14 protein-coding genes are annotated in these 12,079 nt (G+C 61.9%); 9 read left to right on the forward strand and 5 right to left on the reverse strand.

What is annotated here, in order from left to right; genetic code table 11:
* Positions 1-6 precede the first annotated feature (6 nt).
* From pstB to PspTeo4_RS21760, 4 genes are all read left to right on the forward strand, one after another.
* The gene (gene pstB, locus PspTeo4_RS21745; protein ID WP_322365933.1) at positions 7-840 is read left to right on the forward strand and encodes a phosphate ABC transporter ATP-binding protein PstB; all 834 of its coding nucleotides are present in this window, start codon (positions 7-9) and stop codon (positions 838-840) included.
* A 63-nt stretch (positions 841-903) separates the two neighbouring features.
* Complete coding sequence (phoU, locus tag PspTeo4_RS21750; protein WP_322365934.1) at positions 904-1,662, forward strand: phosphate signaling complex protein PhoU; 759 nt, start codon at positions 904-906, stop codon at positions 1,660-1,662.
* A gap of 165 nt (positions 1,663-1,827) precedes the next feature.
* On the forward strand, positions 1,828-2,730 hold the full coding sequence (locus tag PspTeo4_RS21755) for a response regulator (protein WP_322365935.1): 903 nt from the start codon (positions 1,828-1,830) through the stop codon (positions 2,728-2,730).
* Positions 2,731-2,884: 154 nt separating this feature from the next.
* Positions 2,885-3,784, forward strand: a complete 900-nt coding sequence (locus PspTeo4_RS21760) for a M23 family metallopeptidase (protein WP_322365936.1) — start codon at positions 2,885-2,887, stop codon at positions 3,782-3,784.
* Between the two features lie 42 nt (positions 3,785-3,826).
* Here the strand turns inward: PspTeo4_RS21760 and PspTeo4_RS21765 are convergent, their stop codons facing one another.
* From PspTeo4_RS21765 to phoB, 3 genes are all read right to left on the reverse strand, one after another.
* Positions 3,827-5,167, reverse strand: coding sequence for a hemolysin family protein (locus PspTeo4_RS21765; RefSeq protein ID WP_322365937.1), 1,341 nt, complete (start codon positions 5,165-5,167; stop codon positions 3,827-3,829).
* 220 nt (positions 5,168-5,387) lie between these two features.
* Positions 5,388-6,695: a phosphate regulon sensor histidine kinase PhoR gene (gene phoR / locus PspTeo4_RS21770; protein ID WP_322365938.1), complete on the reverse strand. Its 1,308-nt coding sequence runs from the start codon at positions 6,693-6,695 to the stop codon at positions 5,388-5,390.
* Between the two features lie 45 nt (positions 6,696-6,740).
* On the reverse strand, positions 6,741-7,430 hold the full coding sequence (gene phoB, locus PspTeo4_RS21775) for a phosphate regulon transcriptional regulator PhoB (protein WP_003253341.1): 690 nt from the start codon (positions 7,428-7,430) through the stop codon (positions 6,741-6,743).
* A gap of 173 nt (positions 7,431-7,603) precedes the next feature.
* Here phoB and PspTeo4_RS21780 point away from each other — a divergent pair, with 173 nt between their 5' ends.
* On the forward strand, positions 7,604-7,975 hold the full coding sequence (locus PspTeo4_RS21780) for a hypothetical protein (protein WP_322365939.1): 372 nt from the start codon (positions 7,604-7,606) through the stop codon (positions 7,973-7,975).
* A 109-nt stretch (positions 7,976-8,084) separates the two neighbouring features.
* Here the strand turns inward: PspTeo4_RS21780 and ubiA are convergent, their stop codons facing one another.
* Both ubiA and PspTeo4_RS21790 read right to left on the reverse strand, forming a co-directional pair.
* Entirely contained in the window at positions 8,085-8,975 is an 891-nt protein-coding gene (gene ubiA, locus PspTeo4_RS21785; protein ID WP_322365940.1) for a 4-hydroxybenzoate octaprenyltransferase, read from the reverse strand.
* Positions 8,975-9,532: a chorismate--pyruvate lyase family protein gene (locus PspTeo4_RS21790; protein ID WP_322365941.1), complete on the reverse strand. Its 558-nt coding sequence runs from the start codon at positions 9,530-9,532 to the stop codon at positions 8,975-8,977. The genes ubiA and PspTeo4_RS21790 overlap by 1 nt, the downstream gene beginning before the upstream one ends.
* Before the next feature lie 114 nt (positions 9,533-9,646).
* Between PspTeo4_RS21790 and PspTeo4_RS21795 the strand changes: the two genes are divergently transcribed.
* The 4 genes from PspTeo4_RS21795 to PspTeo4_RS21810 all read left to right on the forward strand — a co-directional run bounded on the left by PspTeo4_RS21795 (position 9,647) and on the right by PspTeo4_RS21810 (position 12,008).
* On the forward strand, positions 9,647-9,814 hold the full coding sequence (locus tag PspTeo4_RS21795; protein ID WP_011536423.1) for a rubredoxin: 168 nt from the start codon (positions 9,647-9,649) through the stop codon (positions 9,812-9,814).
* A 33-nt stretch (positions 9,815-9,847) separates the two neighbouring features.
* The gene (locus PspTeo4_RS21800; RefSeq protein ID WP_322365942.1) at positions 9,848-10,996 is read left to right on the forward strand and encodes an NAD(P)/FAD-dependent oxidoreductase; all 1,149 of its coding nucleotides are present in this window, start codon (positions 9,848-9,850) and stop codon (positions 10,994-10,996) included.
* Between the two features lie 187 nt (positions 10,997-11,183).
* Positions 11,184-11,483 carry an HU family DNA-binding protein gene (locus PspTeo4_RS21805; RefSeq protein WP_016394014.1) on the forward strand — a complete coding sequence of 100 codons (300 nt, stop codon included), beginning with the start codon at positions 11,184-11,186 and terminating at the stop codon, positions 11,481-11,483.
* A gap of 150 nt (positions 11,484-11,633) precedes the next feature.
* A complete protein-coding gene (locus PspTeo4_RS21810; protein ID WP_322365943.1) occupies positions 11,634-12,008 on the forward strand; it encodes a helicase in 375 nt (124 codons plus the stop codon).
* The last annotated feature ends 71 nt before the right edge of the window (positions 12,009-12,079 follow it).

Here is a 12,079-nt window from a genome sequence, read left to right on the forward strand (position 1 = left end):
TCAACCATGCAGCAAGAATCCCATACCCACGGCATCGACATGTCTGCCCTGGGCCGCGACAAGCAGAGCCTGCGCCTGGCCGAAGAGACCGTCGCCATTGAAGTACCGGGCCTGTCCCTGTTCTATGGCGACAAGCAGGCGTTGTTCGACGTCAGCATGAACATCCCCAAACAGCGCGTGACCGCCTTCATCGGCCCGTCCGGCTGCGGCAAGTCGACCCTGTTGCGTACCTTCAACCGCATGAACGACCTGGTCGATGGTTGCCGTGTGGAAGGCGCCATCAACCTGTACGGCAACAACATCTACCGCAAGGGCGAAGACGTGGCCGAGCTGCGTCGCCGCGTGGGTATGGTGTTCCAGAAGCCCAACCCGTTCCCCAAGACCATCTATGAAAACGTGGTCTACGGCCTGCGTATTCAGGGCATCAACAAAAAGCGCGTGCTCGACGAGGCTGTCGAGTGGGCACTCAAAGGTGCGGCGCTTTGGGATGAGGTGAAGGACCGTCTGCACGACTCGGCCCTGGGCCTGTCCGGCGGTCAGCAGCAGCGTCTGGTGATTGCCCGCACCATCGCGGTAGAGCCTGAAGTACTGCTGCTCGACGAGCCATGCTCGGCACTGGACCCGATCTCGACCCTGAAGGTCGAAGAGCTGATCTACGAACTGAAATCCAAGTACACCATCGTCATCGTGACCCACAACATGCAACAGGCGGCGCGTGTTTCGGACTACACCGCGTTCATGTACATGGGCAAACTGGTCGAATTCGGTGATACCGACACCCTGTTCACCAACCCGGCGAAGAAGCAGACCGAAGACTACATCACCGGTCGCTACGGCTAGTAACCGAAGCCAGGGAACGACACGAACTACTTGAAGCTTGCAGCTTCTTCGCGGAGCGAGACGATGATCAACAAAGAAAGCCTTACGCATCACATTTCCCAGCAGTTCAACGCCGAGCTCGAAGAGGTGCGCAGCCACCTGCTGGCCATGGGCGGCCTGGTCGAGAAGCAGGTCAACGACGCCGTCACCGCGCTGATCGAGGCCGACTCGGGCCTGGCCCAGCAAGTGCGCGAAGTGGACGAGCAGATCAACCAGATGGAGCGCAACATCGACGAGGAATGCGTGCGCATCCTCGCTCGCCGTCAGCCTGCCGCGTCCGACCTGCGCCTGATCATCAGCATCTCCAAGTCGGTGATCGACCTGGAGCGCATCGGTGACGAGTCGACCAAGATCGCCCGCCGTGCCATCCAGCTGTGCGAGGAAGGCGAGTCGCCGCGCGGTTATGTCGAAGTGCGCCACATCGGCGACCAGGTGCGCAACATGGTGCGTGACGCCCTGGACGCCTTCGCCCGCTTCGATGCCGACCTGGCGCTGTCGGTGGCCCAGTACGACAAGACCATCGACCGCGAGTACAAGACCGCGCTGCGCGAGCTGGTGACCTACATGATGGAAGACCCGCGTTCGATCTCGCGGGTACTGAGCGTGATCTGGGCCCTGCGTTCGCTGGAGCGTATCGGCGACCACGCACGCAACATCTCGGAACTGGTGATCTACCTGGTGCGCGGCACCGACGTACGTCACCTGGGCCTCAAGCGTATGAAAGAGGAAGTCCAGGGAACCGCCGATATCGCTAATGTTCCGGCTGAACCGGACGATAAATAAGATTGCTCCCGAGCATCAACGCCCGGCCTGTGCCGGGCGTTTTCGTTTGCGGTCGAGCAGCCAGCAGGCACCCGCGAATGATGTGAAGAAGTCCCGGCGTGACCCAGGTATTGGCAAATGGCCACCCATCAGCGGTAGGCTAGTCGGGGTTCAAGAGGAGTATCGATGAGTAAAGTCAATGTGCTGGTCGTGGATGACGCGCCGTTCATTCGTGACCTGGTCAGGAAGTGCCTGCGCAACGCCTTCCCGGGCATGGTCATCGACGATGCGGTGAACGGCCGCAAAGCCATGGCCACGTTGAGCAAAGAGCCGTTCGACCTGGTGCTGTGCGACTGGGAGATGCCGGAAATGTCCGGCCTGGAACTGCTGACCTGGTGCCGTCAGCAGCCTGAGATGAAGAACCTGCAGTTCATCATGGTGACCAGCCGTGGTGACAAGGAGAACGTGATCCAGGCCATTCAGGCAGGCGTTTCCGACTTCGTCGGCAAGCCGTTCACCAACGAGCAATTGTTGACCAAGGTGAAGAAGGCGCTGACCAAGATCGGCAAGCTCGACAGCCTGATGGCCGGTGCTCAGGCGCGGGTCAACTCGGCATTTGCCAACGACTCGCTGAGCGCCCTTACCGGCGGCAAACCCGAAGTGGCCAAGGTTACGGCTCCTGCGGCGGCCCCGGCCAAACCATTGATCAACGCGCCAACCCCCACGACCGCTGCCGCTGCTGCCGCGCAAACTGGCCGGGGTCAGGGTCAGCTGCGCTTGTCCAGCGGTACCCAGCCGTGCGTGATCAAGGCCCTGAGCCTCAAGGAAGCCTTGCTGGTGGTTCGCCGTGGTGCGGTGTTGCCGCAAGTGCTCGAAGGCGCAGTGCTGGACCTGGAGCAGGGCGATAGCGCCGAGGTGGCGCGACTGAACGGCTACCTGCATGCGATTGCTGCGCTGGAGCCGAAACCCGAGAGCGATTGGCTGCAATTGACGTTCAAGTTCGTCGATCAGGATGCACAGAAGCTGGACTACCTGTCGCGGCTGATCGCGCGCGGCACGCAGCAGAAGCATTTCACCCCGGGCGCCTGACGCAATCGCCGGCAAGCCGGCTCCCACAGGTTCAGCACAAACCCTGTGGGAGCCGGCTTGCCGGCGATTAGGCCACCACCCGACCAACTGCAGCACCCCAAGCAAATCCCGCTGCTAGGCTTCGATAGATCAAACCTGTCAAAAAGCCATCATCATGCCAGCCTCCCGCCTGCTGCTGTTCTGTGCCTTGCTCACGGCCTCGGCGTCGAGCCTGGGCATGACCATCTACAAGACTGTCGACAATTTCGGCGTGGTCTCCTACTCCGACCGCTACAGCCCGGGTGCGAAAACCTTCGAACTGCGTGAGCCCATGCTCGAGCGCATAGAGGGCAAGGTGCGTTTGCAGACCGAGCCTTTCCCAGGCGGCGTGCGTTTCCTTGTGCGTAACGAGCTGTACGTGCCGATGCAGGTCGAGTTGCGTATCGACAAGCTGGCCAACGCCTTCGGTGGCAATGCTCCGCGTACCGTGCGCACTATCGTCGGGCCGCGTTCGACCAAGTTGCTTGGCTCGGTGCTGGGGACGCCCGGCGGGCCGCTGAAATACACCAGCCAGTTCCAGTACGCCATGGGAGACCCCACTCAGCGCTCGCTGGCTTACCGCTATCCCTTTCCCTGGAAGGGCGGGCCATTCCGCCTGACCCAGGGCCCCAATGGCCGTTTCAGCCATTTCGGCCCGAAAGGGCGCTATGCCATGGACATCGCGATGCCCGAAGGCACGCCGATCATCGCGGCCCGTGGCGGGGTGGTGGTCAGGGTCGAGAACAGCCAGAGCGGGCGGGGCACCAACCCGTCGGGCAACTTTGTGCGCATTCTTCACCCGGACGGCACCATGGGCGTCTACCTGCACCTGATGCGCGGTTCAGTGGTAGTGGCTGAGGGGCAGCAAGTGGTGGTGGGGCAGGCGTTGGCCAAGTCGGGCAACACAGGGAACAGCACGGGGCCACACCTGCATTTCGTGGTGCAGCGCAACGTGGGGTTGGCGCTGGAGTCGATACCGTTTCAGTTCGACCGGCCGATTGGCGGGCTGCCGGACTTCACCGCCGGCAACCCTTGAGGGCTTTTCAGGCGATTGGGCCGCAAAGCGGCCCACAGAAGGTCAATCCAGCTTCAGCACCTTGGCCAGCACGATCTTCGGCCCTTTCATCTTCTTGATGATGATGCGCAGGCCTTCGACCTCCAGCACTTCCTCTTCTTCCGGCACACGCTTGAGCGTCTCGTAGACCAGGCCAGCCAAGGTTTCCGCCTCGATGTGATCGAGGTCGATACCCAGCAGGCGCTCGACCTTGAACAGCGGTGTATCACCCCGCACCAGCAGCTTACCTGGCTGGTAGGCGAGGATGCCGCGTTCAGTCTTGCGGTGCTCGTCCTGGATGTCGCCGACCAGCACTTCCAGCACGTCTTCCATGGTCAAGTAGCCGATGACCTTGCCATCGGCTTCCTCGACCAGCACGAAGTGCGCACCGCCCTTGCGGAACTGCTCCAGCAGTTGCGAAAGCGGCATGTGGCGGGAAACCCGCTCCAGCGGGCGGGAGAGGTCTTCCAGGTCGATGGTCTCGGGCAGGTGCTCCAGCTCGGCCAGCTCCAGCAGCAAGTCCTTGATGTGCAGCAGGCCGGTGAATTCTTCACGCTCGGCGTCATACACCGGGTAGCGGCTGAACTTGTGACGGCGCACCAGCGCCAGGATTTCCTTGAGCGGTGCATGGGCGTCGATGCTGACCATGTCCTCGCGGGAGTTGGCCCAGTCGACCACCTCCAGTTCACCCATTTCGACGGCCGAGGCGAGTACACGCATGCCCTGGTCGCTTGGGTCCTGGCCACGGCTGGAGTGCAGGATGAGCTTGAGCTCCTCACGGCTGTAGTGGTGCTCGTGATGCGGCCCGGGTTCGCCCTGGCCGGCAATGCGCAGGATGGTGTTGGCGCTGGCGTTGAGCAGGTAGATGGCCGGGTACATGAGCCAGTAGAACAGGTACAGCGGCACGGCGGTCCACAGCGACAGCAGTTCCGGTTTGCGGATGGCCCAGGACTTGGGCGCCAGCTCGCCGACCACGATGTGCAGGTAAGAGATCACGAAGAAGGCGACGAAGAACGAAATGGCCTTGATCAGCTCAGGCGTGTCCACACCCATGTATGCCAGCAGCGGTTCGAGCAAGTGGGCGAAGGCCGGCTCACCGACCCAACCCAGGCCCAGGGAGGCGAGGGTGATACCCAGCTGGCAAGCCGACAGGTAGGCGTCCAGCTGATTGTGAACCTTGCGCAGAATGCTGCCGCGCCAGCCGTGCAATTCGGCGATGGACTCGACGCGGGTAGAGCGCAGCTTGACCATGGCGAACTCGGCGGCAACGAAGAAGCCGTTGAGCAGCACCAGAAGCAGGGCAAAGATGATCATGCCGAAATCGGCGAATAACGAGGTGAGGCTGATACCAGGGGAAGGGTCCATGATGGAGTTTTTACGGGGTCCGTCTTTGGGAAATTAGAAAAAAAGTGCCAGCTTTTGCTGGCACAGGGGATCCAATGTAGCGGCTGGGGGCGTAAAAGCAAAGGGTCGTGGTGCATTGGGGGCGCTTCGCGCCCCTTTCGCGACACAAGGCCGCTCCCACTGGCAACCTGTGGGAGCGGCCTTGTGTCGCGAAAGGGCTTCGAAGCAGCCCCAGAGGCCTTCAGCTTGTGCCGTTAACCAATTGTGCCGGCGCAAAGTGACAGGTAAAGGTGCTGCCATGCCCCGGCACGCTGCTGATCTCCAGCTTGCCGCGATGGCGCATTAACACATGCTTGACGATCGCCAGCCCAAGCCCGGTACCGCCGGTGTTGGAGGCGCGACTGGAGTCGACTCGGTAGAAGCGCTCGGTCAAGCGCGGCAGGTGCTTGGCATCGATGCCCACCCCCGAGTCCTGAACGCTCAGGTGAGCCCCTTGCGCATCGGCCCACCAGCGGATGCGGATGCTGCCTTCGTCCTGTGTGTACTTGACGGCATTGAACACCAGGTTCGAGAACGCGCTGCGCAATTCCGCTTCGCTACCCTTGAGGCGCACGCCCGGCGCGGCTTCCAGGCTGATGCGCTGGTTGCGCGGGCCGGAAAGCGCTTGCGCATCGCCCTTGATCGACTGCAGCAGGGCATCGACCGCCACCGGCTGGTTGTCCGACGGGTAATCCGTGGCTTCCAGCTTGGCCAGCAGCAACAGGTCGTTGAGCAGGGTCTGCATGCGCGAGCCCTGTTGGCTCATCTGCTGCAGCGCCCGGCCCCAGCGCGGGTTCACGTCCTCGACGTTGTCGAGCAGGGTTTCCAGGTAGCCGGTGATCACTGTCAGTGGCGTGCGCAGCTCGTGGGAGACGTTGGCCACGAAGTCTTTGCGCATCTGTTCGAGCTGGTGAATGCGGGTGACATCGCGCACCAGCATCAAGTGTTCGTTATTGCCGTAACGGGTGATATGCAACTGGACCCGCAGACGGTCATTGATTGGCGAGGGGATTTCCAGCGGTTCGGCGTAGTTTTCCGCTTCGAAGTATTCCTTGAAGCGCGGGTGACGGACCAGGTTGGTCACTGGCTGTCCGCCATCCTGAGGTGTCTTGAAACCCAGCAGGGTTTCGGCGGCGCGGTTCCACCATTCCAGGTTGCCGTCGCTGTCGAGCATGATCACCGCGTCTCGCAATGCGGCGGTGGACTCCTGGACTCGATCGATCACTGCCTGCAAGCGGCCCCGTACGCGTTGGTCGCGGCGCTGCAGGTGGTAGATGCTGTCGAATACCTCGCCCCACAAGCCGTAGCCATCGGGCGGCGCCTCGTCAGGCTGGTGGTTGCGCAGCCAGTCATGCAGGCGCAGCAGTTGCTTGAGGGTCCAACCCAGGTAAAGCGCCAGGCCGATGGCCAGGCTCCAGCCGTAATATCCGCTGACCAGCCCACCGATCAGGCAGACGGTGATAAGCAGCAGCAGGTGGCGAATCAGGGTCGCGTGCCAGTTCTGGTTCAATTGACGGTCCTTGTACAGCGGCGTGCGGCTGGCTTGCGGGTGTTGTCAGCTCTTGGTCGAGAAGCGGTAACCCGTGCCCCGGACGGTTTGTACCAGATTTTCATAGGCTTCACCCAAGGCTTTGCGCAGGCGACGGATATGCACGTCGACGGTGCGCTCCTCGACGTAGACGTTGCCGCCCCAGACCTGGTCGAGTAGCTGGCCGCGCGTGTAGGCGCGTTCCTGGTGGGTCATGAAGAACTGCAGCAGGCGGTATTCGGTGGGGCCCATTTCCGCCGGCTTGCCGTCGATGGTCACGCGGTGGCTGATCGGGTCGAGCAGCAGTCCGCCCACTTCGATGGGGGCTTCGCTGTCGCTTGGGCCGGTGCGGCGCAGCACAGCCTTCAGGCGCGCTACTAGTTCGCGAGGCGAGAACGGCTTGGTGATGTAGTCGTCGGCGCCGACTTCCAGGCCTTGGATCTTGTTGTCCTCTTCGCCCTTGGCGGTGAGCATGATGATCGGGATGTCGCCGGTCAGCTCATCGCGCTTGAGGCGACGTGCCAGCTCGATGCCCGAGGTGCCGGGGAGCATCCAGTCCAGCAGGATCAGGTCCGGTTTACGGTCGACGATGATCGCGTGGGCCTGCTGCGAATTCTCCGCTTCCAGGCAGTCATAGCCGGCCATTTCCAATGCAACGGCGATCATCTCGCGGATGGGCGCCTCGTCGTCGACGATCAGAATGTTTCTGCCAACCATGCTCTAAACCTCTCCCAGGAACGATGTCTTGGCCCGCATTAGATAACGGAATTATTGCAGCTGTGTGACAGGGCGTTGGCCGTTCTGGCGACATTCCATGACTGGACTAGGCTTCACAGGGCCGCCGCAGCGGCGATCTGAATCTACTCCACCCCCGAATAATGGTGATTCCAATGACACGACAAACGCTGAGCTGGATGGCCCTTTTCGCTGCACTGGCGCTCCCGGGGGTAGCGTCCGCCCACCATGCGATGGAAAAGGACGGCATGTGGGTCGACCATGCTGGCATGACGCTCTACACCTTCGACAAGGACGCGGGTGGCAAGTCGATGTGCAATGGTGAGTGCGCGAAGAACTGGCCGCCGCTGATGGTCTCGAAGGATGACGAGGCGCCGAAGGACAAGTGGACCCACGTCACTCGCGACGATGGTTCGATGCAATGGGCCTATGACGGCAAGCCGCTGTATACCTTCATCAAGGACAAGAAAGCCGGGGATATGACCGGTGATGGTGTGAAGGACGTCTGGCATATCGCCAAGCCTTGAGATTTTGGGCTGCTTTGCAGCCCAACGCCGGCAAGCCAGCTCCCACAGGGATCGCGTCGATCTTCAGATCACGGCCTTACTTGTGGGAGCCGGCTTGCCGGCGATGAATTCAGCGCAGGGCGTAATCCAGCACCACGCCAATGAACACCAGCATCCCCGCCCAGTGATTGTGCAGAAACGCCTTGAAGCACGACTCCCGGTCCAGCTTGCGCGTGGACCAGAACTCCCAGGCAAAGCACAGCGCCGCACCCAGCAGCCCCAGGTGGAACCAGCCACCCAGGTCGAAGCGGCTTCCCGCCAGCAACAGGCAGCCCAGCGACAGCATCTGCAAGCTCAGGATGATCACCCGATCAGCCTCGCCGAACAGAATCGCGGTGGATTTCACCCCGATCTTCAAGTCGTCGTCGCGATCGACCATGGCGTAGTAGGTGTCGTAGCCCACCGTCCACAGCAGGTTGGCGATGTACAGCAGCCAGGCGCTGGCCGGCAGCTCACCGCCGGCTGCCGTAAAGGCCATGGGAATACCCCAGGAATACGCCGCCCCCAACACCACTTGCGGGTAGTAGGTATAGCGCTTCATGAACGGGTAGCAGAAGGCCAGGGCCACAGCGCCGAACGACAGCCAGACGGTCTTGCTGTTGGTGCACAGCACGAGCAGGAAACTCACCCCGACCAGAATCGCGAACAGCGCCACGGCCTCGCGAGGCTTGACCCTGCCACTGGCCAGAGGGCGGTCGGCGGTGCGTTTGACGTGGCCGTCCACCTTGCGGTCGGCGAAGTCGTTGATGCAACAGCCGGCGGCGCGCATCAGCACCACGCCCAGGCCGAAGATCAGCACGTTGGCCAGTGTCGGCGAGCCATTGCCGGCGATCCACACCGCCGACAAGGTTGGCCACAGCAGCAGGTAGATACCGATGGGCCGGTCCATGCGGCTGAGCTGGATGAAGTCCCAGGCACGCGGGTGTACGCGGTTCAGCGACTTGAGCAGTTGCAGGTACATCAGCGGGTTTCCTCCTTGGCCGCTTGCCACAACGCCGGCAGAAACACTTCCGCCACCAGTAGGTCCAGGCCGTCACGCTCAAAGCGTGAGCGGCGTCCCCACAAGTTGGCCTGGGCGACGTCGGCGGGCAGCCAGGGCTGGGGGTAGGTGCACGCCTCAAGTGGATGGCGAACGAATGCCTGATCGCAGAACAGTAGCTCGCCCAGCGAACGGCTGCCCAACGATTCGAGGTCCAGGCCACCGCGTTCCAGCGCGCTGCGGCTGGCCACGCTGCGGGCGAACACCCACGGCTCGCCATGGCCCCGCAAGTACACCTCGCGCACCCAGCCTTCGGCCCCTGCGGGGATGCCCAGGGCCAGGCACTCGTCGTCACGCAGTGATTGCCAGCCTTCGAACAGCGGGGTGACGGTGAAGTGATTCTGCGAAAGACGGGTCAGGCGGCGGGTCAGCGAGCCCTCGTCGAACAGCCAGTCAAGAATGGGCTGGCCGAGGCCGGTTGCCAGTTGTGAATACGCCAGCCACGCGACAGCGGCTGCTTGCGGGGTTTCGTACGACACGTCGGTATGCTTGTTACAACCAGAGAGGCCGCGAGCTTAGCATGATTGCCCCGACTGCTTGCATACTGCTGGCAGGGCCATTACAAAGCCCACCCTGATCGAGGAATAAGCCTGATGAAAAAGTGGCAGTGTATTGTGTGTGGTTTGATCTATGACGAAGCCGAAGGCTGGCCAGACGATGGCATCGCCCCAGGCACCCGTTGGGAAGATGTGCCGGAAGACTGGCTATGCCCTGACTGTGGTGTCGGCAAGAGTGACTTCGAAATGATCGCCATCGGTTGATCGAACCCTGTTCAAGCGCGAGGAAAGCACGACATGTCATCCCCTGTGGTCATCATCGGTACCGGTCTGGCGGGCTATAACCTGGCCCGCGAGTTTCGCAAGCTCGATACCCAGACGCCGCTACTGCTGATTACCGCCGACGACGGGCGCTCCTACTCAAAGCCGATGCTCTCCACCGGCTTTGCCAAGCACAAGGATGCCGATGGCCTGTGCATGGCCGAGCCAGGCGCCATGGCCGAGCAGCTCAATGCCGAAATCCGCACCCATACCCGCATCAGCGGTATCGACCCAGGTCACAAGCGCCTGTGGATCGGCGAAGAGGCTGTCGAGTATCGGGACTTGGTACTGGCCTGGGGCGCGCAGACGGTGCAGGTGCCTATCGAGGGTGATGCTGGCGACTCGGTTTTCCCCATCAATGACCTGGAAGACTACGCGCGCTTTCGTGCCGCCGCGGCAAACAAGCAGCGTGTGCTGATTCTGGGCGCCGGGCTGATTGGCTGCGAGTTCGCCAACGACCTGACCTTGGGCGGCTATCAGGTCGATGTGGTGGCTCCCTGCGAGCAAGTGATGCCAACCCTGTTGCACCCGGCGGCTGCGGCTGCCGTGCAGGGTGGGCTGCAAGACCTTGGCGTGCGCTTCCACCTGGGACCAGTGCTGACGCGCCTGCAGCGTGCCGGTGATGGCCTTGACGCGCATTTGTCCGACGGCACCGTCATTGCCTGCGATCTGGTGGTGTCTGCCATTGGTCTGCGTCCACGTACCGACCTGGCCGCCGCTGCGGGTCTGCAAACCAACCGAGGTGTGGTGGTGGATCGTCAGTTGCGTACGTCCCACGGCAATATCTTCGCACTGGGCGATTGTGCCGAGGTCGAGGGCATCAACTTGCTCTATGTGATGCCGTTGATGACCTGTGCCCGGGCCTTGGCCCAGACCTTGGCCGGCAACCCCACGGCAGTGAGTTACGGGCCGATGCCGGTCACGGTGAAGACACCGGCCTGCCCCTTGGTCGTCTCGCCGCCACCGCAGGGCTGCGAGGGTATCTGGCAGGTGCAGGGGGAGGGGCGTGACCTCAAGGTGCTCTGCCACGATGCTGACGGCCAGCTGTTGGGCTATGCCCTGACAGGCGCCGGTGTCATGGAGAAACTGGCCCTGAATCGGCAGTTGCCGGCCCTTATGGCGTAAATAGCAGGCGTTCTGTCGGATTTATCCTGTTGTTGCCATCACAATGGCCGCCCAGATACTGGCGCGGCCCCTGTGAGCGTGCCATTCTCACTCCCGTCTGCCGCAGATTAGAGCCTGCGGCGCCTTGAGCGCTGCCTCATCGGGCAGCACGGCATAACAACAAGAATTCCGTCAAAGAGGCTTCACTATGCGTAAACCAGAACTCGCCGCCGTCATCGCCGAAAAGGCCGATCTGACCAAGGAAAAGGCCAATCAGGTGCTGAACGCGATTCTCGACAGCATCACCGGTGCCCTGGACAAGGACACTGTCACGTTGGTCGGTTTCGGCACCTTCGAAAAACGTCATCGTGGTGCCCGTACCGGCAAAAACCCGCAAACCGGCCAGCCGGTGAAGATCAAGGCCAGCAACACCGTCGCCTTCAAGCCAGGCAAGAACCTGCGTGACAGCGTCAACGCGCCCGCCAAGCCGGCCAAGAAAGGCAAGTGAACAACACCTGACAAAACCCCAGTGTCAGTGAGACGGGCGCCCCAGGGCGCCCGTTGTGTTTTGTAATGGCTGCTTACGGCAGAGCTGTATAAAAAGTTCAGGAAACGGATAAACTCCGCGACTCAGTCATTTTTTATTCGAGGCGCGTTGATGAAGTTTCGCTTTCTTCTCTGGGCCATGGGGCTGTTGATGGCCAGGGCCAGCCGCAGCAATCCGGCGTTTCAGCAGCAGCTCAAGGACAAAGACCTGGTCTTCCAGATGCAGACGTTGGACGGCAAGGTTTCACGTCACTTCATCGTCAGCGGCGAGCGCGTCAGCAGCAAGGGCGGGCTGCACCCGCAACCAGCCTTCGCCATTGCCTTCAAGGATGCGGCATACGGTTTTGCCACGATGCAGGCAGGCAACAAGCAACTGGCCTTCATGCAGGGCATTCAGGACAAGAACATCCAGATCAAGGGCAACCCGGCGCTGGTGATGTGGTTCCAGGGGTTGATGAAGCACCTGAAGCCGAAGAAGAAGGGCTGATATCGCTGGGGGAGCGAAGGCTACACGCGCGACGCTCACCGTGTGGTCGCCGGCAAGCCGGCTCCTACAGG

Source organism: Pseudomonas sp. Teo4, from assembly GCF_034387475.1.
Classification (GTDB): Bacteria; Pseudomonadota; Gammaproteobacteria; order Pseudomonadales; family Pseudomonadaceae; genus Aquipseudomonas.